This is a genomic window from Parasphingorhabdus sp., assembly GCF_965233695.1.
Taxonomy (GTDB): domain Bacteria; phylum Pseudomonadota; class Alphaproteobacteria; order Sphingomonadales; family Sphingomonadaceae; genus Parasphingorhabdus.
In genome coordinates this window covers 2,740,122-2,765,175 of record NZ_OZ247497.1, presented here as the reverse complement: position 1 = coordinate 2,765,175, position 25,054 = coordinate 2,740,122, and the positions used below count along the sequence as shown (strand labels likewise).

Annotated in this window: 29 protein-coding genes, 1 tRNA gene and 1 other annotated feature; of the genes, 12 read left to right on the top strand and 18 right to left on the bottom strand. The window is 51.0% G+C overall.

The window, feature by feature from the left end; genetic code table 11:
• The first annotated feature begins 75 nt into the window (after positions 1-75).
• The 4 genes from ACO6S1_RS13115 (at position 76) to ACO6S1_RS13100 (ending at position 2,492) form a co-directional block, all read left to right on the top strand.
• Positions 76-471, top strand: coding sequence for a DUF1428 domain-containing protein (locus ACO6S1_RS13115; RefSeq protein ID WP_422343083.1), 396 nt, complete (start codon positions 76-78; stop codon positions 469-471).
• Positions 461-1,240, top strand: a complete 780-nt coding sequence (locus ACO6S1_RS13110; protein WP_422343082.1) for a VOC family protein — start codon at positions 461-463, stop codon at positions 1,238-1,240. The genes ACO6S1_RS13115 and ACO6S1_RS13110 overlap by 11 nt, the downstream gene beginning before the upstream one ends.
• A 181-nt stretch (positions 1,241-1,421) precedes the next feature.
• Entirely contained in the window at positions 1,422-1,793 is a 372-nt protein-coding gene (locus ACO6S1_RS13105) for a VOC family protein (RefSeq protein ID WP_422343081.1), read from the top strand.
• A 3-nt stretch (positions 1,794-1,796) separates the two neighbouring features.
• A complete protein-coding gene (locus ACO6S1_RS13100) occupies positions 1,797-2,492 on the top strand; it encodes a helix-turn-helix transcriptional regulator (protein ID WP_422343080.1) in 696 nt (231 codons plus the stop codon).
• 4 nt (positions 2,493-2,496) lie between these two features.
• Here ACO6S1_RS13100 and ACO6S1_RS13095 read toward each other — a convergent pair whose 3' ends face one another.
• Complete coding sequence (locus ACO6S1_RS13095; RefSeq protein WP_422343079.1) at positions 2,497-2,841, bottom strand: EthD domain-containing protein; 345 nt, start codon at positions 2,839-2,841, stop codon at positions 2,497-2,499.
• Positions 2,842-2,947: 106 nt separating this feature from the next.
• Here ACO6S1_RS13095 and ACO6S1_RS13090 point away from each other — a divergent pair, with 106 nt between their 5' ends.
• The 4 genes from ACO6S1_RS13090 to ACO6S1_RS13075 all read left to right on the top strand — a co-directional run bounded on the left by ACO6S1_RS13090 (position 2,948) and on the right by ACO6S1_RS13075 (position 5,808).
• Positions 2,948-3,739 carry a DUF547 domain-containing protein gene (locus ACO6S1_RS13090; RefSeq protein WP_422343078.1) on the top strand — a complete coding sequence of 264 codons (792 nt, stop codon included), beginning with the start codon at positions 2,948-2,950 and terminating at the stop codon, positions 3,737-3,739.
• Between the two features lie 7 nt (positions 3,740-3,746).
• Positions 3,747-4,502, top strand: a complete 756-nt coding sequence (locus tag ACO6S1_RS13085; RefSeq protein WP_422343077.1) for a DUF3047 domain-containing protein — start codon at positions 3,747-3,749, stop codon at positions 4,500-4,502.
• A 65-nt stretch (positions 4,503-4,567) separates the two neighbouring features.
• Positions 4,568-5,194, top strand: coding sequence for a glutathione S-transferase family protein (locus tag ACO6S1_RS13080; protein WP_422343076.1), 627 nt, complete (start codon positions 4,568-4,570; stop codon positions 5,192-5,194).
• A 164-nt stretch (positions 5,195-5,358) separates the two neighbouring features.
• The gene (locus ACO6S1_RS13075; RefSeq protein ID WP_422343075.1) at positions 5,359-5,808 is read left to right on the top strand and encodes a hypothetical protein; all 450 of its coding nucleotides are present in this window, start codon (positions 5,359-5,361) and stop codon (positions 5,806-5,808) included.
• Positions 5,809-5,930: 122 nt separating this feature from the next.
• Here ACO6S1_RS13075 and ACO6S1_RS13070 read toward each other — a convergent pair whose 3' ends face one another.
• From ACO6S1_RS13070 to ACO6S1_RS13055, 4 genes are all read right to left on the bottom strand, one after another.
• Positions 5,931-6,638 carry a hypothetical protein gene (locus ACO6S1_RS13070; RefSeq protein WP_422343074.1) on the bottom strand — a complete coding sequence of 236 codons (708 nt, stop codon included), beginning with the start codon at positions 6,636-6,638 and terminating at the stop codon, positions 5,931-5,933.
• A gap of 148 nt (positions 6,639-6,786) precedes the next feature.
• Entirely contained in the window at positions 6,787-7,521 is a 735-nt protein-coding gene (locus ACO6S1_RS13065) for a Bax inhibitor-1/YccA family protein (RefSeq protein ID WP_422343073.1), read from the bottom strand.
• 320 nt (positions 7,522-7,841) lie between these two features.
• Positions 7,842-8,300, bottom strand: coding sequence for a low molecular weight protein-tyrosine-phosphatase (locus ACO6S1_RS13060; protein WP_422343072.1), 459 nt, complete (start codon positions 8,298-8,300; stop codon positions 7,842-7,844).
• A gap of 72 nt (positions 8,301-8,372) precedes the next feature.
• Positions 8,373-8,954 (bottom strand): superoxide dismutase family protein, encoded by a 582-nt coding sequence (locus ACO6S1_RS13055; protein WP_422343071.1) that lies wholly within the window; start codon positions 8,952-8,954, stop codon positions 8,373-8,375.
• 103 nt (positions 8,955-9,057) lie between these two features.
• Here ACO6S1_RS13055 and folK point away from each other — a divergent pair, with 103 nt between their 5' ends.
• Both folK and ACO6S1_RS13045 read left to right on the top strand, forming a co-directional pair.
• A complete protein-coding gene (folK, locus tag ACO6S1_RS13050) occupies positions 9,058-9,546 on the top strand; it encodes a 2-amino-4-hydroxy-6-hydroxymethyldihydropteridine diphosphokinase (RefSeq protein ID WP_422343070.1) in 489 nt (162 codons plus the stop codon).
• 85 nt (positions 9,547-9,631) lie between these two features.
• Positions 9,632-9,707, top strand: a tRNA-Lys gene (locus ACO6S1_RS13045).
• 228 nt (positions 9,708-9,935) lie between these two features.
• Here ACO6S1_RS13045 and ACO6S1_RS13040 read toward each other — a convergent pair.
• The 3 genes from ACO6S1_RS13040 to ACO6S1_RS13030 all read right to left on the bottom strand — a co-directional run bounded on the left by ACO6S1_RS13040 (position 9,936) and on the right by ACO6S1_RS13030 (position 10,985).
• Positions 9,936-10,121, bottom strand: coding sequence for a hypothetical protein (locus ACO6S1_RS13040; protein WP_332042769.1), 186 nt, complete (start codon positions 10,119-10,121; stop codon positions 9,936-9,938).
• Positions 10,122-10,401: 280 nt separating this feature from the next.
• Complete coding sequence (locus ACO6S1_RS13035; RefSeq protein WP_414696388.1) at positions 10,402-10,617, bottom strand: GDCCVxC domain-containing (seleno)protein; 216 nt, start codon at positions 10,615-10,617, stop codon at positions 10,402-10,404.
• Positions 10,617-10,985: a hypothetical protein gene (locus ACO6S1_RS13030; RefSeq protein ID WP_332042767.1), complete on the bottom strand. Its 369-nt coding sequence runs from the start codon at positions 10,983-10,985 to the stop codon at positions 10,617-10,619. Before ACO6S1_RS13030 ends, ACO6S1_RS13035 begins: the two co-directional genes overlap by 1 nt.
• Before the next feature lie 47 nt (positions 10,986-11,032).
• Between ACO6S1_RS13030 and ACO6S1_RS13025 the strand changes: the two genes are divergently transcribed.
• Together ACO6S1_RS13025 and ACO6S1_RS13020 are read left to right on the top strand one after the other, a co-directional pair.
• The gene (locus ACO6S1_RS13025; protein WP_422343069.1) at positions 11,033-11,443 is read left to right on the top strand and encodes a MerR family transcriptional regulator; all 411 of its coding nucleotides are present in this window, start codon (positions 11,033-11,035) and stop codon (positions 11,441-11,443) included.
• A gap of 100 nt (positions 11,444-11,543) precedes the next feature.
• Positions 11,544-12,772 (top strand): IS3 family transposase gene (locus ACO6S1_RS13020; RefSeq protein ID WP_422343068.1). Its coding sequence is split into 2 segments (ribosomal slippage): positions 11,544-11,832 and positions 11,832-12,772, totalling 1,230 coding nucleotides; the frame shifts between segments, so codons are not numbered across the junction.
• Positions 11,825-11,941: a sequence feature (AL1L pseudoknot), on the top strand. (Overlaps the previous gene by 117 nt.)
• A gap of 81 nt (positions 12,773-12,853) precedes the next feature.
• On the opposite strand, the gene ACO6S1_RS13015 is transcribed toward ACO6S1_RS13020, so the two are convergent.
• From ACO6S1_RS13015 to ACO6S1_RS12970, 10 genes are all read right to left on the bottom strand, one after another.
• A complete protein-coding gene (locus ACO6S1_RS13015) occupies positions 12,854-13,717 on the bottom strand; it encodes a nucleotidyl transferase AbiEii/AbiGii toxin family protein (protein WP_332042765.1) in 864 nt (287 codons plus the stop codon).
• Between the two features lie 4 nt (positions 13,718-13,721).
• A complete protein-coding gene (locus ACO6S1_RS13010; RefSeq protein ID WP_332042764.1) occupies positions 13,722-14,408 on the bottom strand; it encodes a hypothetical protein in 687 nt (228 codons plus the stop codon).
• A gap of 168 nt (positions 14,409-14,576) precedes the next feature.
• A complete protein-coding gene (locus ACO6S1_RS13005) occupies positions 14,577-16,289 on the bottom strand; it encodes a sulfatase-like hydrolase/transferase (protein ID WP_332042763.1) in 1,713 nt (570 codons plus the stop codon).
• Positions 16,282-19,428, bottom strand: coding sequence for an efflux RND transporter permease subunit (locus tag ACO6S1_RS13000; protein ID WP_332042762.1), 3,147 nt, complete (start codon positions 19,426-19,428; stop codon positions 16,282-16,284). Before ACO6S1_RS13000 ends, ACO6S1_RS13005 begins: the two co-directional genes overlap by 8 nt.
• Positions 19,425-20,909, bottom strand: a complete 1,485-nt coding sequence (locus ACO6S1_RS12995) for an efflux RND transporter periplasmic adaptor subunit (protein WP_332042761.1) — start codon at positions 20,907-20,909, stop codon at positions 19,425-19,427. The genes ACO6S1_RS13000 and ACO6S1_RS12995 overlap by 4 nt, the downstream gene beginning before the upstream one ends.
• Positions 20,906-22,183 carry a TolC family protein gene (locus tag ACO6S1_RS12990; protein WP_332042760.1) on the bottom strand — a complete coding sequence of 426 codons (1,278 nt, stop codon included), beginning with the start codon at positions 22,181-22,183 and terminating at the stop codon, positions 20,906-20,908. Before ACO6S1_RS12990 ends, ACO6S1_RS12995 begins: the two co-directional genes overlap by 4 nt.
• A gap of 189 nt (positions 22,184-22,372) precedes the next feature.
• Positions 22,373-22,747 carry a hypothetical protein gene (locus tag ACO6S1_RS12985; RefSeq protein ID WP_332042759.1) on the bottom strand — a complete coding sequence of 125 codons (375 nt, stop codon included), beginning with the start codon at positions 22,745-22,747 and terminating at the stop codon, positions 22,373-22,375.
• A gap of 140 nt (positions 22,748-22,887) precedes the next feature.
• Entirely contained in the window at positions 22,888-23,244 is a 357-nt protein-coding gene (locus ACO6S1_RS12980; RefSeq protein ID WP_332042758.1) for a hypothetical protein, read from the bottom strand.
• Between the two features lie 36 nt (positions 23,245-23,280).
• Complete coding sequence (locus ACO6S1_RS12975; protein WP_332042757.1) at positions 23,281-23,673, bottom strand: ion channel; 393 nt, start codon at positions 23,671-23,673, stop codon at positions 23,281-23,283.
• 26 nt (positions 23,674-23,699) lie between these two features.
• Complete coding sequence (locus ACO6S1_RS12970; RefSeq protein ID WP_332042756.1) at positions 23,700-25,037, bottom strand: APC family permease; 1,338 nt, start codon at positions 25,035-25,037, stop codon at positions 23,700-23,702.
• Positions 25,038-25,054: the final 17 nt, after the last annotated feature.

Below are 25,054 nucleotides of genomic sequence, written 5' to 3'. Positions count from 1 at the left end.
TATAACTCCATAGTTGTTTTTCATAACTACTTGGGCATGATTGTCAAACAGCGATTCGGAAAAAGGAGAGAAAAAATGGCATATATTGATGGCTTCGTTATCGCCTGCCCAACTGACAACAAACAGGCATTTGTCGACCATGCAAAAAAGGCGGATGAAGTGTTCATGGATCTGGGCGCCACGCGCATTTTGGAATGCTGGGGCGATGATATTCAGGACGGCAAGACAACCGACTTCCGCACAGCGGTAAAGGCCGAAGACGATGAAAGCGTGATCTTTTCCTGGATTGAATGGCCCGATAAGGCCACCCGCGATGCCGCTATGGCGAAGCTGACCGAGATGATGGAAAACCCGGAGAAAGCCGATCCCCGCATGGACCCGGAGAAGAACCCCATGCCTTTTGACGGCAAGCGATTAATCTTCGGTGGTTTTTCGCCGGTTGTAACGCTGGAGAGCAAAGATGCCCAATAAACATGGCGATTTTACTTGGTACGAATTGACGACTACCGATGTCGATCCGGCAATGGATTTTTACCGCAAAGTACTGGGTTGGACATGGGAGAAATCCGAAGGCCAGCCGGGCATGCCCTATTATTTGTGCTCCATGAACGGCACCCAAATAGTTGGGATGGTGGCGCTGACCGACGAGATGATAGCAAGCGGCGCGCAGCCTTGCTGGCTCGGTTATATCGGCGTCGATGACGTGGACAAAAGCGCGGAGGAGATAAAAGCGGCTGGCGGCTCGGTGCACATTCCGCCCACGGACATTCCGGGGATCGGCCGTTTCGCGATGGTCACGGATCCGCAAGGCGCATATTTCTATATCATGCAAGATAGCTCCGGTAACGAAAGCGAAAGCTTTGCTGCCACCGAACCACGCGACGGCCATTGCGCCTGGAACGAGTTGATGACGACAGACCCGGGCGCAGCGATGCAATTCTACACAGGCCAGTTCGGATGGCAGAAGGACGGCGAGATGGATATGGGTCCGATGGGTAAATATGAGATGCTGCGCCACGATTTCATGCTGGGCGCAATCATGCCAAAACCGGATGAAGTGCCGATGTCCATGTGGAGCTTTTACTTTCGCGTCGCGGATATCGACAAAGCCGTGAAGGCCATTCGCGACAATGGCGGCAATGTTACATTGGAACCGGACGAGATTCCTGGTGGGGATTATCAGATCAACGCCATTGATCCGCAAGGCGCGCCCTTTGCCCTGGTTGGAGCAAGATCATGACCAGCAACACACTTTGCTTATGGTAGGACACCGATGCCGATGAAGAAAATTGATATCGCTACAATTGAAGCTGCGGTGCGGGGCGATTGACGGACGCCAATCGTAAAACACTACTGACAATATGCTGTCAGTAGGCCTATGGCATTACTTGCTTGTCCCCAACACAGAAAGGAACAAGCATATGACCGAAGCTAAACATCACCGTCTCGTATGGACCGAAATTCCCGTTACCAACCTCGAAAAGGCGCGCGCTTTTTATGAGACGTTGCTGGAGGCACCTCTGATCAAGGATGATAACGGACCACAACCGATGCTGATGTTGCCCGATCTCCAGGGCGATGGTGCCGTCGGACATCTCTATGAAGGCAAGCCCGTCACGCAGGGCGATGGCATAACCGCACATCTGGCGGTAAATGGTAGCCTGGATGACGCCATGGCAAGAGTAGCAAAAAGCGGCGGCGAAATCGTGTCTGAAGAGATTACCATTCCTGCTGGCTCATTTTTCTATGCGAAAGATACCGACGGTAACTCTCTCGGAATCTTCAAATATTAGGCCATGCGCAGAGCCGACCGCCTTTTTCAGATTGTTCAATATCTGCGTGGCGGTCGGCTTGTCACTGCGGCCATGCTGGCCGAGCGTTTGGAAGTGTCCGAACGCACCATCTATCGTGATATTGCGGACCTACAGTCTACCGGCGTCCCGATCGATGGCGAAGCCGGTATCGGCTATATCATGCGCAGCGGCTTTGATTTGCCGCCGCTAATGTTCACACGCGAGGAGATCGTTGCTCTTGTCACTGGCGCCCGCATGGTGCGCGCCTGGGGCGGCACTGCGATGCGGACAGCGGCGGAAGAAGCGCTGGTGAAAATCGAGACGGTATTGCCGGAGAAGGAGCGCGACCGTGTCGGCGGCACCAAGATATTTGCTCCCGAAATGGGCCTTGGAGAGCAAACCAGAAATGTGATTGATCGTTGTGAGGCCGCTATTGAGGTGCGCGAGATACTATCCTTTGATTATCATGACGAAGAAGGCAAGGCGACAAGCCGCAATGTCCAACCACTGGGCCTTTGGTTCTGGGGCAAGACATGGACATTGGTGGCCTGGTGCGAATTGCGCGATGACTTTCGCATGTTCCGTTTGGATCGCATGGAAAAACTTACCAAAACGGGCCAAACCTTCGCGCCAGCACCGGAACGCTCGCTGGCAGAAATACTGCGGCAGATTGAAGGAAAATACGGGAAACAAATTTGACGAGCTATTCCACCGTCTCCACGCGCAAAGACCGAGTAGCATCACTGATCAGGAAATTGGCCTCGTCGGCTCGTATTTCGGCGATTATTGCAGGATCGGAGACGTGTTCGATAAAGGCGTCATAATCTGCCTGATGGGCAAACCAGATTTCGGTGATGACATCGAAGCCGGGTGCCACTTGATCTGTCCCAATGACGGAGTTGCCATAATCCAGATAATGGCGACGATAGCGAGCAAACATGGGCAACAAGCGTTTGATCAACGGCACATGATTGGATTCATAATAGTAACGAAATTCTTCGGCCGAGAGCTCTGGTTTTTTGGAAATAAGGAAAAACTGCTTAATCATTGCGCGGGCCCTCATCCTATTTCAAGCGTTTCACCTGACAAGGTGTAACCTCTTCATCATCCGCTGCGAACTAACAAATGTCCTTAGCGCAAAAGAGGCTTTCGATATGCTGTTCCGGCTGTTTCTATCCATCATCGCTTTATCCGTCTCCAGCACCGCGTGGGCCGCGCATGATCACTCTGGCTGGGATGCCCTGCTCAAGCGTCATGTCGTCGTCACCGGCGGCGGGACTTCGACGAAAGTCAACTACGCGCAGTTCAAGGCGGATCGGGCGAAATTGAAATCCTATCTCGATTCCACATCATCCGTCAGCCAGGCGACCTTCAACAGATGGTCAAAAAATGATCAACTCGCCTTTCTGATCAATGCCTATAATGCATGGACGGTTGAACTCATCCTGACCGAATATCCCAACCTGAAATCCATCAAGGATCTTGGTTCAATCATCCGGTCTCCCTGGAAACAAAAGTTCATTCCGCTTTTTGGCAAAACCGTATCACTTGATCATATTGAGCATACGCTTATCCGTGGTAGCGGACGTTATAATGAACCGCGTATCCATTTTGCGGTTAACTGCGCCAGTATTGGCTGCCCTGCGCTGCGCAAAGATGCCTATCGCGGCAGCACTCTGCCGGCACAGCTAAATGAAGCGACCAAGGACTTTTTGCGGGACCGCAGTCGCAATCGCTTGCAAGGCGGTCGGCTAGAGGTTTCCAGTATATTCAAATGGTATCGCGGAGATTTTGAAAAAGGCTGGCGCGGCGCGAAAAATCTCAATCAGTTTCTCGCCATCTATGCCAACGCCTTGGGCCTTACCAAGGGGCAGCAAGCCGCGTTGCATTCCGGCAAGACAAAGGTGAGCTTTTTAAGCTATGATTGGCGCTTGAACGGGAGCTGATTGACCTATGCAACCAACCGCCCTTCTTTGCTCTGCCCTTTTCAGCACCGCAGCGCTTATGGCGGCATTGCCGGACATCGCAGCAGCCCAATCGGGTGGGGTGCAACGGATCAGTAATTTTGCCAGCGGTACGGCCGGATGGCGAAGCGTGAAAATCGATCAGAAAGTACCAGCGACACGATTTACTGCCAAACGTATCCAAGGCGTTCCGGCAATTGAAGCCTACGCCCGCAAGAGCATGGCCCTGTTCACGCGACCCGTTATGGTCGATCTCACCAAAACACCGATCCTCTGCTGGCGCTGGCGTGTGAATGACGTAGTCCGCACCGCCAATATTGCCAAGAAATCCGGCGATGATCAGGCCGCACGTGTCTATATCGGGTTGGATCTGCCGAATAGTAAAATCCCGCTGAGTACACGAGCCAAACTGGCGCTGGCCCGAACAAGGGGCGGGAATGAAATCCCGGATGGCGCAATCAACTATGTCTGGGACAATCGCTTTCCAGTCGGGACCGCGCGCAATAATGTCTATACCAAACAGGCAAAGATTATCGTCGCGCAAAGTGGTTCGGCGCAGGCTGGCCGCTGGGTTAACGAACGACACAATCTTGCCGCCGATATCCAGAAACAATTCAAGACAGGAAAAGCGAAGGTGACCTCCATCGCGATATCCAGCGACACCGATAATAGCGGGGAGACGGTCACAGCGGCCTTTGCTGACATTCATCTCGTCGCAGCCAATGGACAGTGTCAGTATAGATAATCGCTTGCTGCGTTAGTGCGGCGAATTTGCTAAGTTCCGGGTCCCCAACGTCATTGGAGTCGATCATGTCCTCTTCGCCATCCACCCTCACCTTCTATACCAACCCCATGTCTCGTGGTCAGATCGCGCGCTGGGCACTGCATGAGGCGGGGGCAGAATATGATCAGCGGATTGTTGAGTATGGGGATGAAATGAAATCCGAGGATTATCTTGCGATCAATCCGATGGGTAAGGTTCCTGCAATCGTACATAATGGAAAAACAGTAACGGAATGCGCCGCCATTTGTGCTTATCTGGCCGATGCTTTTCCGGACGCGGGTCTGGCCCCAACACCGGAAGAACGCGCCGACTTTTATCGCTGGCTTTTCTTCACCGCAGGACCGATCGAGCAAGCTGTGGTGGATCGTAATCTCGGACTTTCTCCCACAGCAGAACAAGAACGCATGGCGGGTTACGGTAATTACGACCGCGCTATGGATGTGCTGGATCAGATGCTGCAATCTCGGGCATATGTCTGCGGCGATCGCTTCACCATGGCGGATGTTTATGTCGGATCGCAAGTCGACTGGGGTTTGCAGTTAAAAACTTTTCCCGCCCGGGATAGTTTTAACGCTTATGCCCAGCGATTGAGGGCGCGCGATGCATATAAAGAATCCAAGGCTGTAGACACTGCACTAATGCCCGAAAGCTAGAAAAGCCTGTGCACAAATCCAGCTTTTTTCTATCAATACTGCGCATTTGATCAAATTAGTCGATTAAAAAATGCAGCACCTGTAACCATATTCGTTGTCGGCGCGAAACCTTTCATGAGAGCAGCAAACAAACATATGCTGCAAAACATAGGAAGGTCGAAGTCATGAAAAATGCCATTATCGTTACTGCCGCTGCCCTTATCAGCATCACCGCGACACCAGCATTTGCTGACTCTGCCATTGATACCCAAAGCATGATCGAAACCGTTGCACCTCAGCAGTTTCAGGCGATCGACCTTCCCGTAAGCAGATTTGATCTCGCTGGCGTAACCGGGAGTCAGAATGACGGTTTCATGGCTACCATGATGGAGACATTCGAGCCCGGCTATCGGGTATCGGTGAACGCGGAGCCTATTCTTGCTGAACCCAACGCCGGCTTGACCAGTCTGTTCATCCCTCAGGAATTTTCATATCGCTCCACCGCCCAGGATAGCGGCGTAGATGCGATCAATCCCGGCCGCTTTCTCTCCAGCTCCATTCGATCAGACTTTCTGTCTGATACCGGGCCAGCCGCTTCCGACAAAAGCTCCGTAGGCGTCCGCTTCGGTTTCTGATCAACGCATTCATCCTACTTTCGGCACTCTCTCCTCCTCCCTCTTGAGCTGAAAGACAAAGGCCAGATGGTTCATCCCATCTGGCCTTCTTTTTCCATAGCCTCAGAGAGGTTGAGCAGGGTTTAACCGCCCTCGGTCAAACCGGTTGTATTGATCGTTTCGTCCGCAGCATCACGTGCCTGTTCCGGCGCATATTGCCGCCGCCATGCATCCAGATCCCGTTCATATTCTTCGTAGGCCAGATAGAAGTCGGTAAACGGTTTTTCGAGCTCCATCAGCGCCTGTGCCCCAAATATCTCCATCTCATCCGGCTTGGTAACGATGGCGCGTTGGCTTACCTGAACCGCCTGGTCGCAAAAAGGACGACGTAGCGGAGAGAAGGACCAATAGTTATACAGGCTGGTCTGATGGCGATCATGGGCCTGTTTGTACCCATTGCCGACTTCGCGGCGAAACTTGCTGATAATCGCATTATTGGCATTACGCAGGTAGCTCTTATTGTTACCAATCCAGGCATTGTAATCACTGACAATACGCGAATATTGCGAACCCGTACAACTAAGCGCAGCGACGTTTAGCGCTGCACGCACATGCCATATTGTTTCCAGTGGCCCAAGATCGCGATTGATTGTCTGGCGCAGTCCATCGGCACGAAGCATGGGGACGATGGTATTGACGCTGGCACCAAATGGAGTAGTCGGTGCACGAGGCGTATATTGAGGAACGACAACAGGCGCCGCTGGCGGGGGTGGCGCGGTTTGACAAGCAGCCAGAACAGACACCGCCGCTGCAGCAACAAACAAACGTAATTTTTTAATACCTTGGATCACTATACTCTCCCCTATAATGGTCAAATCACTATGCGCCGACTTTCCGATTGTCCAGCGATAGCGATGGAAAAACGATCAACTGCCAAAAGAAAAAGCCCAGCAGTTTTCTGCCGGGCTTTCTCATAATCCAAACTATATGAATAGACGCTTAGTCTTGGCTGCCCATGAAACTGAGCAGGAACTGGAACATGTTGATAAAGTCCAGATACAGGTTGAGCGCGCTCATGATGATCACCTTGCCGACCATGTCTGTGCCAGCGACATAGGAATACATGCTCTTGATCCGCTGTGTATCGTAGGCCGTCAGACCTGCGAAGACCAGAACACCAATGGCGCTGATGACAAAGTGCATCATTGTCGACTGCAAGAAGATGTTGATAACCATCGCTACCAGCAGACCAATCACGCCCATGATCAGGAAGCTGCCCCAACCGGACAGGTCTTTCTTGGTGGTGTAACCAAACAGACTAAGACCCAGAAAAGCAGCTGATGTGGCAAAAAATGTCTGGGCAATTGATGCGCCTGTATAGACGAGGAAAATCGTCGACATTGACAGACCCATTAAGGTCGCAAAGCCCCAGAACATAGCCTGCAGCGTAAATGTCGAAAACTTATTCTGACCAAAGCTCATCGCGAAAACAATCGCCAGCGGAGACAATATGATCAGCCATTTCAGCGGACCGCCGCCAAACATAATCTCTGCTGCCATGCCGGAATTGGCAAAAAGCATTGCAACAATACCGGTAAGCAGCACGCCGCTTGCCATGTAATTGTATACTTTGAGCATGTAAGAACGCAGTCCGGCGTCATAAGCGACATCGGATTGTGGCGTCGTGCCAACAGGTGTACGCGACATTGTCGCACGTGGGTCAGGCCAAGCCATTATATTCAAACTCCTCGGTTTATTGCGCCGCAAAACATAGATAGCGGCACTATCCTCTCCAATATCGGTTGATATTATGAATTTTTCAAGAAAAACCGGATGATCAATCGATAAAATCAACAAGCACAGTCATAGATAATATCAATCGATAAACGAAATGCTGTGACAAATGAGCGATCTGTGGCTCAAGCATGCTGCAAATTACTTTTATAATTATGCCTTGTCTCGGTCCGACCGCGCCGGAGGCCCTGTTGAAAGTCGGTCTGGAGTTCACATCAGTAAGCGCAGGCCGACCTTCTTGAGCAAACGACTGCTATTGCCTATCGGAGCTTGTGAACCAATGTCTTTGCTGCCGCAGAGACATCATCCCAGGTCTGATCAAAAGCCGCATCCGTTTCATAATAGGGATCGACAACATCTTCCCCTGCCCGGCCCTCAACATGGTCGAGCAGCAGGGTCAGTTGGGCGGAACCATCGGCGGGCTGTTTCGCAAGCAGATGGGCCATGTTATCGTTGTCCAAAGCGATAATATGGTCAAAATCGCGAAAATCTGACGTTCGTACCGCACGCGCCCGCAAGTGATCCAATGGCGCTCCGTTTTTCTCACCGACCGCTTGTGCGCGCTCATCCGGTGGCTGCCCCGCATGCCAATCATGGGTGCCGGCAGAATCAACGATTAATGCCTTACCCACCCGCGCGCATTCCATACGCAAAGCCGCTTCAGCCAATGGCGAACGGCAAATATTCCCCATACAAACAAAAAGTACTGAAATAGCCATGCGACCCCCCGATAGCTAATGTTTTAGGCCTAATTCGAGCCTCTACTTGTGACAGCGATCACCCATTTCGCTTCATTGTGCTGGTTCAAACCTCTGAATTTCAAAAATACCGCATGCGATCCGGCCACCGCTTTCGCCGGACGGATCCGTCTTCAAATCATCTGGCCCGGCGTGCACGACAAAGGCCGCACCGTCTTCGTCCATCAAAGCGTTGGGGCCCTCTTTCAAATTGGCTCCATCAATCTTGGCTTCGACAGAACCCGTGCCATCTTCACCAATCTCCAGATTGAAAAAGTCGCCCATATGCGCACCTTTGGGATTGTCAAAGCCATGCTCTTTTTCCGTTGGATTCCAGTGACCACCAGCCGACTTGAAATCCGGCCCATCGCATTTTCCTGTCTCGTGAATATGGACGCCGCGCGGTCCCGGTGACAGACCTTCGGCTTTAATTTGAACGATCAAACCGCCATCACCTTCACCGATAATTACTTCGCCATATTGTTTTTGGTCAGCACCCATCAGACTGGCGCGTGCAATGCTTTCGGCAGGATCAAGATCCGTTCCGGTACCACCGCCGCTGCAGGCAGCCAAAGATGTGATCAACCCCGCCAATATCGTTGCTTTGCCAGCGCGATTGGTTTGTCGGCTAACCATAATATGCTCCTCGGTTTGTCTTCTGCTGGAACTATGTTAGCAGCGCTTTCACACCCATGAAACTGTTAGTTTCAAGCTGTTTGTAACTATTTTTCCGAGGTTAGTGTTGCCGAATACCCGCTTCCTTATCGCCCTGGGATCTAACCAGCGCCATGTTCGCTATGGTTCGCCGCACGCCGTTTTGAATGCCGCGATTGAAAGACTCACGCAACAGGGCCTGTCGGTCCTCAAACATTCTACCATCATAGTAACACGACCAATTGGGCCATCGAACCGCGCCTATGCCAATGCTGCGGCGATTATCGAAACCGGACTTGAACCCGATGATCTACTCCACTTGCTGAAAGGCATCGAATCACAATTTGGCGCTCGACGTGGCCAAGCCTGGTCGCGCAGAGTTCTCGATCTCGACATCATATTGTGGAGCGAAGGCTCCTACTATAACGCAGTCCCAGCGCTAACCATTCCTCATCCATTATTACGCGAACGCCCCTTTGTTTTGCAACCAAGCGCCGAAATTGCGCCGGATTGGCGCGATCCAGTAACAGGCTTGACAATGGCCCATATAACCTACCGCAAGCGCCAGCGATAATTTCCTGCCAAAACATCCCAAAGCCGCTTGACCCCGTGGCCAAGCACCACTAGGGAGGCGCTTCACAACGGCTGTGTGCAGTTGTGGGCCCTTAGCTCAGTCGGTAGAGCAACTGACTTTTAATCAGTAGGTCGCTGGTTCGAACCCAGCAGGGCTCACCATAATACGTTGTAAATAAACGTTTTTCTAACAGAGTGATATTCAAAGTTGCAATATTTGCAACTTGGGTAGCATTTTGGGTAGCAAATGGGAAAACTTCAATTTTGCCTAGCTGGTGGATGAGCGATTCTTTAACGCTTGAAGGACAAAATAGTACAGGCCGACGTTGACGAACCTTCTCGCTCAAATATCGATCAATAATAAATGCTATCGATGGAGATGCTATCCCATTACGATTTCTCGTCGCGAGAAAATTCAGCGAAAGTTGCATCAAGGTCTTTTGCAAGTTGATTAAGCTCACGATAAGCGCCCAGCCGCTCAAGCCCGTCAAGACGTTTATTGCGGGAGAGAAGGTTCATACGGCTTCGAATTAGTGTCGCCACAGTTTTCAATGTTGTTGGATCTGGATCGCTCATTAAAGGATTGTATCACAATTCAAATCCGCATGTGAACAGGAGGATTATTCCTCAGTAAAGGACCACTTGAAATCTGAAGAAAAGGATGGGTTCGCGTAGTGGTTTTCTAAAGCAAAGAAGGTACTCTGATGGAAAAACCTTGGATAAACATGATCGGATCAATTCGAGCAGGCCTAACTGGGGGTTTGGAGTAGGAGGTTTGAATTCCCTCGTCCCGAGCAATTTTCCGCCATTTCTCAAAATGCTGGATTCTTATATCACTGCTGTAAGTGCAATCCGTCTAGCAGCAAGCCAAACCGCCATTGGCTCGGGCTTCCTGAATGGGAGGACAAGAAATGGTTCCAAACGAACAGAAAACACAGCAATCGCCTTTATTCGGGCGTAGAACCACAGCACATCCCTTGCAGTCGTAAAAGAACTGGCAAGCATCGGTTGGCATGGTTTCGGTTTCGGCGTGGCCACATTTTGGGCACGTGATCATTGAATGTAGTTCCATCATCGAAATCCCAACAGACGCAAAATATCGCCCTCAAAACTTGGTAAAATAAAAGCCAAAAAGACAATAAATGCGGAAAGACCAAACATTATGATTACCCGTTTTCCGGGTCTTCTACCGCCCCAAAACGATGCAATAACGCCCAGCGTGATCAAAAGGAGCGCCCCGATCAGGAAATATTCCGTTTTATCGGCAAAAAATATCAGATTGCCAATAACAGCAGAACCGACACCAATTTTGAACAATATGATTGGCAAGACACAGCAGGAAGCACCAATCAGGCCCGCAATTGCACTAGCCAGCCCGCCGCCTGCGGCCAGTTTCTCTCCCGCTCTCGGTTGCATCTGTTGCTCTGTCATCTCGCTCATGAAACTGTTATACGCCCTGTAGTAACTACAGGATCAAGAGATTTATCATGCAGCCCATGAAGCGCGGCAAACTGGCTAGGTCCACCGGATGCAATCTGGAGACGATACGCTATTACGAGAAGATCGGTTTGCTGCACGAACCAGACCGAACCCCAAGTGGTCACCGCATATATTCTGCGGACGATCAGCGAAGGTTGAAGTTCATCTTGCGCAGCCGGGAACTAGGGTTTTCAATAGAGGAATTGCGCGGACTGCTTGGTCTTGTGGACTCTGACAACTATACTTGCGGTGAGGTATTGGATGTAACTACCCGGCATATTACGGACATCAAGAGTAAAATATCAGACCTGAGGAAACTAGAACGAACCTTGTCAGCCATGTCTTCACAATGTGCGGGAGGCAAAGTTCCTGATTGCCCTGTGATCAATTCGCTGTTTGATGAGCAATCGCTGAAGTGAGTGGAAACTAATTTCGGGGAGCAAAAGATAGGATCGATTCTACTACCTGAACCGCCCCGGGATTGCCGGAGGCTCCAACTCTTGAGTAGAAGGAGCTATTATGAGCAAGACCACAAACAAGTTTTCACCGGAGGTTCGCGAACGGGCGACCCGCATGGTGCTGGAGCACAGACAGGATTATCCATCGCGCTGGGCAGCGGTGGTGTCCATTTCTCAGAAGATCGGCTGCTCACCGCCGACACTGCATGAATGGGTGAAGCGAGCGGAAGTGGATAGCGGCACGCGCGCCGGGGTTCCCAGCGATGTTGCTGACAAGCTAAAAGCACTGGAACGCGAGAACCGCGAACTGCGCCAGGCCAACGAGATTTTACGTAAGGCATCGGCTTATTTTGCTCAGGCGGAGCTCGACCGCCCGTTCAAGCGATGATCACGTTTATCGACGATAACCGTGGATCTTATGGGGTCGAGCCGATCTGCAAGTTGCTGCCGATCGCCCCGTCAACCTATTATAGTCATGTGGCCAAGCGGCAAGATCCATCACGCATGTCAGCCCGCGCGCAGCGCGATATACTGCTGAAGCCGGAGGTGGCCCGAGTGTTTGCCGAGAACTTCGGGGTATATGGCGTGCGCAAGGTCTGGCGGCAGATGAAGCGTGAAGGCTATGATATTGCACGCTGCACGGTCGAACGGCTGATGCACGACATGGGCTTGGCAGGCGTGATACGAGGCAAGCCAGTGCGCACCACGGTCAGCGATAAAGCAGCGCCTTGTCCGCTTGACCATGTGAACCGGCAGTTCCACTCGCCAGCGCCCAATATGCTGTGGGTGTCAGATTTTACCTATGTCGCAACCTGGGCGGGCTTTGTCTATGTCGCCTTCGTGATCGATGTTTACGCCCGCTACATTGTTGGCTGGCGGGTGAGCCGAACCGCCCATGCCAGCTTTGTTCTCGATGCTTTGGAGCAGGCTTTACATGATCGCAGGCCCACGCATCGCGGCGGTCTGATCCATCACAGCGATCGCGGAAGTCAATATGTATCGATCAAATATACTGAACGCTTGGCCGAGGCAGGCATCGAACCATCGGTCGGCAGCGTCGGCGACAGCTATGACAACGCTTTGGCTGAAACAATCAATGGCCTTTACAAGGCAGAGGTAATCCACCGGCGCGGACCATGGCGGTCGTTAGAGGCCGTCGAATATGCCACACTGGAATGGGTAGACTGGTTCAACAATAAAAGGCTGCTGGAACCCATCGGCAATATCCCGCCCGTGGAAGCTGAGAAAAACTACTACGCCATGCTGGACGAAACCAACATGGCCGCTTAACTTAAACCAAATGGCCTCCGGCAATCCCGGGGCGGTTCAACCAGCTTTCATTGGCTTTGCTCTCATGAAAGCCATCAACTACTATGCAGACTCTTCATTGTTGATCATTTTGCTCAGTTTGGAATTGAAAAACCGCTCGCTCCAAAGCTTCAAGGATTCTTCTTCTACCGGGCGTAGAAACCGCCGGACATCCTCAGCGGCCTCTTTCCAGTCAATCGATTGAATTTTATTCATCATGGCGGCTTCAAGCCAATTCGAGTTGACCGCAAGTTCGCTCTCCTCAGCCCATGGACCAAATTGACCTAGAGCTGCTTCAAGGTGCGGCAAGTTCGGGAAAACGCCTTTGGCAACATACCAGGAAAAATCGAACCAATCGCGTCCTTTTAGATATTCACGGCACAGCAGCGTATGAATCTTCAATGCGAAATTAGATGCCATGTCTTGGTGCCGCACTTCGTAATCCACCGGGAAGTCCAAAAAAGTATATTCATCATTAGAGCCTACAGGAGGTTCTACATCGATCTCGAGCTTAATCTTCAGCTTGCGGCGCGGGTTGCGATTGGGAAATGATAAATCCAGCTGATTTGCAATGGAATTATCCTTAATCACAGCTCGGCGGATTCGATTTTCCATCTGCTCTTTTGAAACAGTCTCGGGTTTGAGACCATATTCTTCGAACGTTTCCGTCAGGATTTTCAGATAGGGCGACCAGTCAAAATCTGCGTCGGGTTTGAGCAGCATAAAATCCAGATCTTCTGAAAACCTCGGAAGCTTATGAAGGATTCGCAGACTCGTACCCCCTTGGAAAACGGCGGCATCAAAAAACTTTGCGCGCCAAAGCCCATAAAGTGCGATTTCCTGAATGATTTCCTTCGTCGCATTTTCCTCCTCAATATCGTTTGTGGGTTTGTAGCTAGCCAAACGAGCCCGAATTATATCATTCATTTCATCAAGCCTTCGTCTTTTGGGTTCTCTTCTGCGCTTTCAAGGCAGCCACATGCTGGTCAAGCTGGTTTAGAAATTCCAGAACGGCTTTATGTTTGTAAACACGCCTCAAGACATGAAATTCCTTCCGAGGCGTTTGCAGCAGATACTCTGGATCAACGCGCATTCCGTTGACAATCCATCCCATTCCTTGCCATTTGTATTTTTTGAGAGCGACCAGATCGAATAGAGCGCGCAGCGGCTTTGCTACCAGCATGGTTTGATTGCTGATGGTCTGGCGTTCAACTCCTTCAAGAAATGCAACCTTGTTGAGTGCGAGGGGGCGAAAAGCAAATTTCCCAAAAACAGAGTGGTCGACATCAGCAGATTTGCGTCCCGGCGTCACACTAACCGTCGCAAATACGGCCTCGGGGATCCATCCGTGAAAGGCGAGCGCACTTTCCATTGAGACGTAACTGCCTGCGACTAATGCCTGTGCTAGACGGAATGGATGAATTGGATGCTTTCGGTATTGATCCGCCAGAACATATTGACCGCGTTTGATTTTTACCAGGTCGCCTGCTTGCATCGCCCGCTTTACCAGACCATAGCGGCTGTTGTCACTGCCGCCCAAAATGCGCGCTAGTTGCTTTTCGGTTAGAATCTGGTCTGCATAATTGGCATCAATTACACTTTGGATCAGCCTGTTCATAAAATTCCCTATACTGTCATATAATGACAGTTATACGAATTTTCTAAAATTTTCAATAATGAAGCGGTATCCGGCGGAAATAGAAATGCAAGAAACGCTTGGGACAGACATGTAACTCTCTACTCCCAAGTTTTTTCAACTCATAAAAGTAAAAAATAATCGGTAATCTCACTGCTCACGCAGTTTCCTTGTCTTTGGATAATCAGAGAGCGGTGGCCGTGCAACCTTCCCCAAAGGAATATATATCCAAGCCGGGTCGCTACCGAGACGCGCATTGAAATTGACGTTAAATGTGAAGGGATCGGGATCATCCGAAAACAAGTCGAAGCCATAGACTTCTTCAATATCGCTCTTCGCATACCCCATCGCACCCAGCAATGTCGGAAAAATCCTGTAATTGCTTAGCTGATCATGATTTGCTTTCGCTGCCTTGGCCCAGCGCGCCTGCTGCGAAGGCGGCCCTCCGATTACCACCAGTGGGACCACGCCCTCTTCAATCTCAGGATTGGATGTGCAATGCGTCGCTTCTCCATATTCACCTCGTTCATGGAATGTCTGGCCATGATCGGAAGTGTAAATGACCATGGCATCACCAATTTCAGATTGTGTAAAAAGCCGGTCAAAAAAGCCGCCGACATTCCAAAGCAAAGTATTCCGGTAGCTGTTACGATAAAGCACCCAGTTACCTTGCCGGCCATCCAGATTGTCTGGAGGTGCCTCGCTTACATCGGTAAACTGGCGCTTGAGCATAGGCGCATAACGGGCATGGGAATTCGGAAACTTGTCACTTACTGGAAAGTGTCCGCCAACTTTATTGACAAGAATGAACTGCTGTTTTTCGTCGTTCAAATAATCTGCCAAACGGCCTGCCACAGCCTGGTCGCGATACAGAACGGAAACATCGTCAAACTGGTCCCATTTGTCTATCAACGCGCGTTCGGCGTCATCCATCAGGTTTTGATAAGTGCCACCCGTACGCTGCGCATCGATATAGATTGTTTCAAGATTCGCCGCTTTAGCATAGGCCCAGATGGAAGGTTTGGATTTGATCGTCTCGCGGTAGTTGTCCCGTGTTCCGCCATATCGCAAGGTGACATTGGCTCCAGCGCTGCAATTGGTGATGGCGGCGGCGAGACCAAAATTGTGGACCGGCGCTTTGGTCTTGGGATTCGCCAATCCGGAATAGACACCCGTCTTACTATTGATGTCGAGATACGCACCGGCGATGCTTTCATCTACAATGAGCACGATATCTGCAGCCGGTTTTGCGCGCGCAGGTTTAATCGCTACCGCTTCGCGGGAGCTATGATCCTGAGTTAAATATTCGTAGCCATACAGTAATCCATAGCTCAATCCGCTATGCGAGGATGGTAGACCACTGGCCCCTTCCCCGCCTCGAAAAAATAGCATGAGAGCGAGCACCAGAATAATAGGCACTGACAAGAGTTTTAAAAGCATCGCAAATATACCCTGCGTAACAGCAGGTTTCAGGCCAATGCCAACAAGCAGGATTATAGATTTACCCACGGCTAAGGTTATCACCTCGCCATGCTGTCCTGCTGCCTCGCCGATATTTTCAGCACTTTGGATCATAGTGATGAACGCTTCATAGTCCATGAAATCACCAACGACCCATTGATAGCTATCCACCATCATCGACCCGGCAGCAAGAAATACGGCCAAAGACCAACGCAAAATTCCGTTACGGATTAAGCCTGCGCCAACAAGGCTGAGAAGACATAAGGCCAACAATATGCAAAATGCCGCCAACGCAATGAGTTGATTTCCGGTTTCGAAGAGCTGGGTCAACCGGCGCCCGATTTCCGGACCGCCTGCCAACGCAGTCAGCCCAATCAGAATTAACTTGAGGGCATTACCCATTGTCACGCATGGATTTGTTCTTCATCGCCTCCCGGTTGCGAAGCAATAAATATGCTACTGGAATAACAAACATCGACAATAATGGCGCGCTGATCATGCCTCCCACCATCGGAGCAGCAATGCGGCGCATGATTTCAGAACCTGCCCCTGTTCCTATTATGATCGGGAATAGACCTGCCAATATTGTTGCAACTGTCATCGCCTTTGGCCGAACCCTGAGCAGAGCCCCCTCACGCACGGCCCTCAGAATTTCTTCAGCATTAGGCCTGTCTCCGGCGTCGGCGAGGGCCTGCTTGAGGTAAATCAGCATGACCACACCAAATTCAGCGGAGACGCCTGCAAGAGCTATGAAGCCAACGGCTGTCGCAATCGACTGATTAAGTCCCATGAAATAGAGTAACCAGAGCCCGCCGGTCAAAGCAAAGGGCAAAGTTGCCATGATCAGCAGAGCCTCATCAAATCGTCGGAATGTAAGGTAGAGCAGAAAGAATATTATAACCAAGGTCGCCGGTATCACGACCATGAGCCGCGATTGCGCGCGTTCCAGATATTCGAATTGCCCGGTATAGGCCACACTGACGCCTGCTGGCAGATCGATTACACTATCAATCGATTCCTGCAGATCCGCCACAACCGACACCAGATCACGTCCGCGAGTATCGATATAGACCCAGGTAGACGGGCGGCCATTTTCACTGCGAAGCATCGGCGGCCCCGCGCTGGTTTCAACATCGGCCACGGTGCCCAATGTGATTTGTTCCATAGATGGTGTGAGAACTGGCAGGTTTCTGAGATCCTCCAAGCTGTTTCGGATGCCGCGAGGATAACGCACATTGATCGGATAGCGCGCTAGCCCTTCCACTGTTTCCCCAACATTCTGCCCGCCTATAGCGCTGGCGACAATCGACTGAACGTCAGAAATATTAAGACCATATCTGGCCGCTGTTTTTCGATCGATTTTAACATCGATATAGCTACCGCCGGTCAGTCTTTCCGCCAGAGCAGAACTGACACCATCTACCTTCTTGGCCTCGGCCTCGATCTCACGTGCAACCTTGTCAATCATATCAAGATCATCGCCTGATACCTTGATACCAATCGGGCTTTTGATCCCGGTTGAAAGCATTTCGATACGATTACGAATGGGCGGTATCCAAAAATTGGCTAGCCCTGGCACCTGAACCGCCTTGTCGAGTTCCTCGACAAGCTTTTCAGAAGTCATCCCAGGTCGCCATTCAGATTCCGGTTTGAAATGGATGGTTGTTTCAAACATGGTCAAGGGCGCAGGATCAGTTGCCGTGTCCGCGCGACCGGCTTTGCCGAACGCCGTCTCTACTTCGGGCACAGCCTTGATCATCCGGTTCGTCTGTTGCAACAGTTCGCCTGCTTTGGAAGGCGATAATCCTGGCAAGGCATTGGGCATATACAGCAGATCACCTTCATCCATTTGCGGCATGAATTCACCGCCAAGTTGACTGATCGGCCAAGCGCTGGTGGCAAAGATCAGGACCGCAATGACCAGCACCTTTTTAGGGCTCTTGAGCGACCAGTCCAAAGCGGGCTGATAAACTCTGGTCAAAAAGCGGTTGATCGGGTTCTTATTTTCTGACGGGATTTTGCCGCGAATAAAATAACCCATCAGAACTGGGATCAAGGTGATCGAAAGTATCGCAGCCCCAGCCATGGCATAGGTTTTGGTGAAAGCGAGGGGTTTGAATAACCGCCCCTCTTGCCCTTCAAGCGTAAATACTGGCAGAAAGGAGAAGGTGATGATGAGCAAGCTCAAAAACAAAGCTGGACCCACTTCAACCGAAGATTTGATAATGAGCTGCCAATGGTCGGTTACCGGCATTTCCTGGTCAGGATTTTCACGTCGCCATCTCTCGAGATGCTTATGCGCATTTTCAATCATAACAATCGCGGCATCGACCATGGCCCCAATAGCAATCGCTATGCCGCCCAAAGACATGATGTTCGCATTAATCCCCTGAAAGCGCATGATTATAAAGGCGATCAAAATACCGAGGGGCAAGGTCAGCACCGCAACCAGCGCCGATCGGGCGTGCCACAGGAATAGAGCGCAAACGATCGCTACAACAACAAACTCTTCACCAAGCTTAATCGACAGATTATTGACCGCTTCATTGATCAATTCAGAGCGATCATAGGTGGTCACGATTTCCACGCCCTCGGGCAAACTCGCCTTCAGCGCTGTAAGCCTTTCTTTGACAGCATTGATCGTTTCGCGAGCATTTTTTCCGGAGCGCAATATGATAACGCCGCCTGCCACTTCGCCTTCACCATTTAGTTCGGCAATGCCGCGCCTGATTTCCGGGCCTATTTGTACGCGCGCGATATCGCCCAAGGTAATCGGTACACCACCGGTTTCGGTTCTCAGAGGAATGGAGCGAAAATCCTCGAGGTTTTCCAAATAACCAGTGGCCCGGACGATATATTCACGCTCGGCGAGTTCCACTATCGAGCCGCCTACTTCCATATTGGCGTTTTTGATCGCCTTTATGGCGGTATCCTGGTCGATACCGAGAGACACCATCTTATCGGGATCAAGCACAACCTGATATTGTTTGACCATGCCGCCAATGGACGCAACTTCCGCTACTCCCGGGATTGTCTGCAACTCATAGCGCAAGAACCAGTCTTGAAGACTACGAAGCTGGGACAGATCATTTCTGCCCGTCCTGTCGACAAGCGCATATTCATAAACCCAGCCCACACCGGTTGCGTCAGGTCCAAGCGAGGGCACGACACCTTCCGGCAAATCTCCCTGCACCTGGCTCAGATATTCGAGCACCCGGGAACGCGCCCAATATAAATCTGTGTCATCATCAAACAAAACATAGACATAGCTGTCACCGTTGAAGGAATAACCGCGCACAGCCGTTGATCCGGGGACGGAAAGCATTGTTGTTGCCAACGGATATGTTACCTGGTTTTCAACGATCTGCGGTGCCTGGCCTGGATAAGCCGTCCTGATAATGACCTGGACATCAGAAAGATCAGGCAGCGCATCTACCGGTGTGGTCCGCACAGCCCAGAAGCCGGCTGCCACAATCGCGCCTGCCAATAGCAATATAAGCATGCGAGCACCGACGCTCGCGCGGATGACTGTTTCGATCATTTGGCAACCTTTGTCCGGCTAATTCCGGTAACCGTAAAAGCCATTCCCTTTTTTTGAAAATCGATCGTTACTTCATCGCCCTTCTTAAACCCGCGAACAATCCCCGGTTTTGCGAGCTTGAAGTCCATCGTCATGCCGGGCATATTCAGCGAAGTGATAGGACCATGCGTGAGGGTAATGGCGTCCTTTTTAATCGCTTCTATCCGTCCCGAAGCTTTGTGATCCCCCGCATCTTTCGGAGCAGGCTTTGCCTCGCCTTGGATTGGACGGACATCAATGCCCGACAAGTTGGCTTCGGAATCCACAAGGAACTGACCCGAAACGATCACTTTTTCACCCGGTGAGAGGCCTGCGAGTATTTCTGTTTGTCCGCCGCCTTCTCGGCCAATTCTGACTTCAGCCGGACGGTATCTGCCGTTATCGCTAGATAACATGACCAGCGTTCGCGTGCCGGTGTCTATGATAGCCTCGCTAGGGACCAGAATGGTTGGGCTGCCGATACTTCCAAAATCAACTGCCGCAAACATACCGGGCCTCAGCTTTCCGCCCTTGTTCGCAAGCTCAATACGTGCAGTCAGCGTTCGGCTGCCGGTTTCTGTTGTAGGCAATATCGCAATAACCTTGCCTCCAAAATTCGCTCCCGGGAAACTTTGCAACTTGGCGATCGCCGTTTGCCCAACCCGGATCTCTGGCGCTCGGGCTTCCGGAATGGCGGCATCGAGCCACACGGTTCCAAGTCCATTAATCTGCGCCAAAGGCTGTCCCTCAACCAATGTCATGCCCTGACGGACATCGAGACGCTCGACAACGCCGCTTACGGGCGTTGTAACCGTATAAACACTGTGCGGCCTGCCCGTGCGCGCTACCTTGCGGATCAAACTGTCCGGCATGCCCAGGAGGCGCATTCTTGCCTTGGCAGCATTGGCAAATTCGGTGTTACCGCTGCGAACAAGAGCAATATATTCAGCCTGCGCACCGCCCCAATCAGGCACCAGAATATCTGCAAGCGGCGCGCCTGCCGGAACCACGTCACTTGGCGCACGGCGATAGGTTCTCTCGACAAATCCGCCAGACCTTGCCTCTACAATCGCGATGTCCCGTTCGTTAAACTCAATGGTCCCGGTAACGCTCAGACTGGATTCAATCCTGCCCATTTTGGCTTCTGCGCTGCGAATACCCAGATTTTGAGCAATTGCAGAATCAATGGAAACGCCAGGCTCTCCGCCCCCCTCTTCTTCGCCCGCATATTTGGGCACAAGCTGCATGTCCATGAACGGAGACTTTCCCGGTTTGTCGAATTGTTGATTGGGAAACATGGGGTCGTAGTAATAGAGAATATCCCCTTCACCTTCGGCCACCTGTTCATGCCCAGCGCTCTTGGAGCCGCTGGTGCCGAGCCAATAACCGCCACCACCAGCGAGAACTATAGCAACAAGAACAACCGCGCCCCAACGCGTCTTCTGTGCGGATGTAAATGTCATGGCAAATTCCGATCATAGGTGAATTTAATGCGAACCGTATCGCGAACAAAAGTTCTCTCCCGGTCCAGTAAGTCGATTTCAGCTTCTGCGAAGACAACAGCTGCATTGAGTGCGGTGCCAAGATCTATCCGACCCGCCGCGTAGCTGATCCGGTCCATTTCAGCCTGTTTCTTGGCGAGCGGTAAAAGTGTATTTTGAGAGCGCAGCCAGTTTTCTTTATAAGCACGGTTGGATGCCAAATCAGATTGGAGTTCAGCAATCAGTTGGCGCCGCAAATCTTCCAGCCTGAGCCGCTCAGCTTCGGATTTCAGCATACTGGCTGCGATACGCGGATTTTGCCTTTTCTTGGCAAATATTGGCAAATTTATGGTGACGCCTACAGATACGTACTCGCCATATTCTGGCCGCCGATGAGCGTAAGACGCGTTAATGCTGTAATCGATATTTTTACCTGCTCGAGCAAGATCAACATCGGCCTCGGCGCGCTTCACCCTGGCTTCGCGAATTTGAAGCAGCGGCAGCAATTCCAAGCTTGTAAGCAGCGCTTCACGGTCCAATTCAAATTCTGGTGCCTTGCCCGCAATTTCGGGGCTTTCGATTCTGATCCAGCGAGAAAGCGAGGCTTTCGCGATTTCAACATCAGCCTCACGCCTGGCGCGCCGGTCGGCAAGTTCGGCCGTGAGGCGTTCCGGATCAAATGCCTGCGCAGGCCGCGAATATCCCGATTCAAGGCGTGATGCGACGGTGTTTGTCAAATCATCAAGACTATCCTGCAAAATTTTGAGAATGTTGAGCCGCCGGTGAGCATAATAGAGATCGACCCACGCAAGAGCAGAATAGAGACGGACATTTTGGATCTCATCCTTTTCCCCGGCTTCTGCCGCTACAATATCAGCCGAGGCCTGCTGTGCGCGGGCTCTGCGCTTTGCAATGCTCGGCACATCCTGGCTGATACCAATTCTTTGCCGCGGAAACCCGTTACGACCGGGACGCGGTGAAAATTCAAACGGTCCTGCTATCCGTGTGTCGAGAAGATCGACGCTTAGTTTGGGGTCCGGCAGTTGATCAGCTGCAATAGCTTCGCTTTGCGCTGCTTCTATCTGCAATCCTCTTGCCTGAATGCCGGGCGCTTTTTCTACTGCAAGGTCGATAGCTTCGGCAAAACTGACTGGCTGCGCATGGAGCGAAAAAGCCGGCAAGCTTAAAGCAAGAGCAGCTAGTGATATGTTGACCACCTTGATGCGGGGCTCTCCCTGGTTTGGTTTGTGCGCCATATTGTTGCTCGCCAATTCATTTAAATCCAGCGCTCGACTCTCTCGAGCGACGCAGGAATATTTGTCAATTTGTGATAAAAATATACGCGGCAGCCCCTGTTTTAGTAGCGGGCGGCAGAGTAATTTTGGTCAAAAGAATGATGCAGCATAGCTGTAATTGAAGTCAGCATATGCTTTTGCAGACTATTGTCAGATATTAATGGGAGGTCTGATCTCTGGCGTTCGCAGGACACCAACTGGATTGCCGATCGGCAACCGCACCTGAGCGCTGGATGTAACAATCCCAGAGAAAATTGCCGACCAGCTTCCCATAAAACTGACAGAAGCTGGCGAGCATGACTGCGTTGCGGCACAATCGGAACCGCAGCAATCTCCAGAATCGTTGGATTCATCCAGATCGCCAGCGGCGTGTTCCATTTCCATCTCGTTGCAATCAGGCATTTCTGAGTTACCGTCATGATTTTCTGTATGCGACGAACAGCTCGTGTCTGTAGCCACAGATTGGCTAGCCATGCCGATTAAGGCAAAGCCGAGTAAAAAAAGATAGAACGCTTGCTTTAGCACGCCCTGCTTGTCCAGAATTTGCTGAATACCGTCAAGAGTAAGTTCGCTTCTCGATTAAAAACTTCGGTTCAAACTTAATATATCGATATCCTTTGCGATGAAAAGAAAACGATCTTGAGTTTCCAGATGAGCAATTCCTATTAGAATTGGGCATCGGGTAACTCGCGAAATTGGATAGCGCGATCAACAAATTTCCGCATATGGGAAGCCGCATCTATAGTAAGTGGGTGCTGCGTCGATCCGGCTCTGGGGGATATAAAGTCAGCCATTTCCCGAATCAGTTCATGCTGCTCATCTGGCGCCTGCGTAAGCAGGGAAATAATGATGTTTTCCAAAGCAATCACCCGCACACGAAGATGGACTAGTTCCGTATTGGTAAGTTCGGGAATATCTTGAAGCTCGTCTTTCTGCCGGGCATCCGGTCCACCTTCATTTTCCCAGCGAGAAAGCGCTGCTTGCTGCCCGCTTGCTTGACGTTTGGGGGTTTTTTCAATCATCCTAAAATCCTTTCCGGCAGAGATCTGCCTAAACCATTATGCCGGACTAGTCTCGGTTTCCGTCATCAATATAAAAATCAGTGAGGCGGAACAGCTTATCAGCAAGAAACCGTTCAATGATTCCACGCCCGCCAAAAACCGCAAATGTCCGGTCGGATAAATATCTCCAAGGCCAAGGGACGTATAATTCACCAAGGAGAAATAGAAAATTTCCATCGATGATATATCTCTCGGCTTAAAGCCACCAAGGCCAGCATTGGATCCTGCTATAAACGCAATTGCATATAGGCCAGCCTCCAAGATATGGGCGACGGCTGCTGCATAAAGCCCAATGATCAATTTACGCGTTTTGCCCAGGTTTGTTGATTTGAGCCATCGGTGCGTCCGGTGGATAACCTGAAAGTGAATAAATCCAGTTATGCCAAACATCGATAGACCCAGCAAGATTGTCCAGATCAATGGGAATGCCCTTCCATGCCGGTTTCCGCCTTGTCGTCACTCCGCTGGTTTGACAAATAATATTTCTCGAAAGCGAAGAACCCGGCAATGCCAGCGAAAGAAATAGCAATGATCATTGGATCACTAGCTGCTTTCATGGTCAGGAACGCTCCAAGGACAATCAAATCCAGGATGATCGCGCTAAGCAAAACCCAACCTTTTGCTTCGACATCGTCTTTGAGATGGCGATACACGCCCCAATGAATAACTATGTCCATGACCAGATAAAATATAGCCCCCAAGGATGCTATTCGGCTCAGATCAAAAAACGCAGCCAATAGACCTGCGGCGATAACAGTGAAGACAAGCGTGTGTTTTTGCACGTCACCAGGCATTCCAAAATGGCGATGGGGGATCAAGTTCATGTCTGTGAGCATCGCAAGCATGCGCGATACGGCAAAGACACTGGCGAGAAGACCCGATGCTGTTGCGATGATGGCAACGGCAACCGTGAACCATACTCCATAGTCGCCAAAGGCAGGGCGCGCGGCCTCTGCTAGCGCGTAATCTTTAGCGGCAGCAATTTCACTGATACTCAAAGTGGACCCGACAGCGAGCGCCACTGTCATGTAGACCAGCAAACAAATTCCCAAAGAGATCATAATGGAGCGCCCGACGTTTTTCTCAGGATCCACAACCTCGCCGCCGCTATTCGTGATGGTGGTAAATCCCTTGAATGCCAATATGGCCAGTGCAATCCCGGCAATAAAGCCGGTCGGGGAAGTTGCTTCGCTTGGCGCAGCTTGCGTAAACTCGAACGTGAACCCGGATGCCCAGAGAATAGTGAGAGAGAAGATTAATATCCCGCCAATCTTTAATATCGCGGTGATCGAAGATACGGCGCCGATAATCTTGTTGCCGGCGATGTTGACGATAAACGCGAAGACGATCAGGCCTATGGCCAGTATCGGAACCAGCACGGAATCACGCCCAATGTCAAACAGTTGGAGCGTATATGTCCCGAAAGTTCTAGCAACAAGACTTTCGTTGATGATCATCGAAAAGGCCATCATTAAGGCAGCCGCACCTGTGACGGTCGATGGGCCATATGATTTCTTGAGTATCATCGCGATACCGCCAGCTGACGGATATTTATTGGATACTTTAATATAGGTATAAGCGCTAAACCCGCTGATCACGGCACCTATCAGAAAGGCAAGCGGGAAAAGCGGCCCGGATAGTTCAGCAATCTGCCCCGTTAGCGCGAATATACCAGCACCAATCATGACGCCGGTACCCATGGCTACCGATCCGGCCAGTGTTAAACTATTTTTGCTATATGAACTTTTTTGCATCTATTTTAGCCTTTGAG

Excerpts from the sequence above, each read along its gene's own strand:
- ACO6S1_RS13115 (WP_422343083.1), top strand. The coding sequence starts at position 76 with ATGGCATATATTGATGGCTTCGTTATCGCCTGCCCAACTGACAACAAA.
- ACO6S1_RS13110 (WP_422343082.1), top strand. The coding sequence starts at position 461 with ATGCCCAATAAACATGGCGATTTTACTTGGTACGAATTGACGACTACC.
- ACO6S1_RS13105 (WP_422343081.1), top strand. The coding sequence starts at position 1,422 with ATGACCGAAGCTAAACATCACCGTCTCGTATGGACCGAAATTCCCGTT.
- ACO6S1_RS13100 (WP_422343080.1), top strand. The coding sequence starts at position 1,797 with ATGCGCAGAGCCGACCGCCTTTTTCAGATTGTTCAATATCTGCGTGGC.
- ACO6S1_RS13095 (WP_422343079.1), bottom strand. The coding sequence starts at position 2,841 with ATGATTAAGCAGTTTTTCCTTATTTCCAAAAAACCAGAGCTCTCGGCC.
- ACO6S1_RS13090 (WP_422343078.1), top strand. The coding sequence starts at position 2,948 with ATGCTGTTCCGGCTGTTTCTATCCATCATCGCTTTATCCGTCTCCAGC.
- ACO6S1_RS13085 (WP_422343077.1), top strand. The coding sequence starts at position 3,747 with ATGCAACCAACCGCCCTTCTTTGCTCTGCCCTTTTCAGCACCGCAGCG.
- ACO6S1_RS13080 (WP_422343076.1), top strand. The coding sequence starts at position 4,568 with ATGTCCTCTTCGCCATCCACCCTCACCTTCTATACCAACCCCATGTCT.
- ACO6S1_RS13075 (WP_422343075.1), top strand. The coding sequence starts at position 5,359 with ATGAAAAATGCCATTATCGTTACTGCCGCTGCCCTTATCAGCATCACC.
- ACO6S1_RS13065 (WP_422343073.1), bottom strand. The coding sequence starts at position 7,521 with ATGGCTTGGCCTGACCCACGTGCGACAATGTCGCGTACACCTGTTGGC.
- ACO6S1_RS13060 (WP_422343072.1), bottom strand. The coding sequence starts at position 8,300 with ATGGCTATTTCAGTACTTTTTGTTTGTATGGGGAATATTTGCCGTTCG.
- ACO6S1_RS13055 (WP_422343071.1), bottom strand. The coding sequence starts at position 8,954 with ATGGTTAGCCGACAAACCAATCGCGCTGGCAAAGCAACGATATTGGCG.
- ACO6S1_RS13040 (WP_332042769.1), bottom strand. The coding sequence starts at position 10,121 with ATGAGCGATCCAGATCCAACAACATTGAAAACTGTGGCGACACTAATT.
- ACO6S1_RS13035 (WP_414696388.1), bottom strand. The coding sequence starts at position 10,617 with ATGGAACTACATTCAATGATCACGTGCCCAAAATGTGGCCACGCCGAA.
- ACO6S1_RS13030 (WP_332042767.1), bottom strand. The coding sequence starts at position 10,985 with ATGAGCGAGATGACAGAGCAACAGATGCAACCGAGAGCGGGAGAGAAA.
- ACO6S1_RS13025 (WP_422343069.1), top strand. The coding sequence starts at position 11,033 with ATGCAGCCCATGAAGCGCGGCAAACTGGCTAGGTCCACCGGATGCAAT.
- ACO6S1_RS13015 (WP_332042765.1), bottom strand. The coding sequence starts at position 13,717 with ATGAATGATATAATTCGGGCTCGTTTGGCTAGCTACAAACCCACAAAC.
- ACO6S1_RS13010 (WP_332042764.1), bottom strand. The coding sequence starts at position 14,408 with ATGAACAGGCTGATCCAAAGTGTAATTGATGCCAATTATGCAGACCAG.
- ACO6S1_RS13005 (WP_332042763.1), bottom strand. The coding sequence starts at position 16,289 with ATGGGTAATGCCCTCAAGTTAATTCTGATTGGGCTGACTGCGTTGGCA.
- ACO6S1_RS13000 (WP_332042762.1), bottom strand. The coding sequence starts at position 19,428 with ATGATCGAAACAGTCATCCGCGCGAGCGTCGGTGCTCGCATGCTTATA.
- ACO6S1_RS12995 (WP_332042761.1), bottom strand. The coding sequence starts at position 20,909 with ATGACATTTACATCCGCACAGAAGACGCGTTGGGGCGCGGTTGTTCTT.
- ACO6S1_RS12990 (WP_332042760.1), bottom strand. The coding sequence starts at position 22,183 with ATGGCGCACAAACCAAACCAGGGAGAGCCCCGCATCAAGGTGGTCAAC.
- ACO6S1_RS12980 (WP_332042758.1), bottom strand. The coding sequence starts at position 23,244 with ATGATTGAAAAAACCCCCAAACGTCAAGCAAGCGGGCAGCAAGCAGCG.
- ACO6S1_RS12975 (WP_332042757.1), bottom strand. The coding sequence starts at position 23,673 with ATGTTTGGCATAACTGGATTTATTCACTTTCAGGTTATCCACCGGACG.
- ACO6S1_RS12970 (WP_332042756.1), bottom strand. The coding sequence starts at position 25,037 with ATGCAAAAAAGTTCATATAGCAAAAATAGTTTAACACTGGCCGGATCG.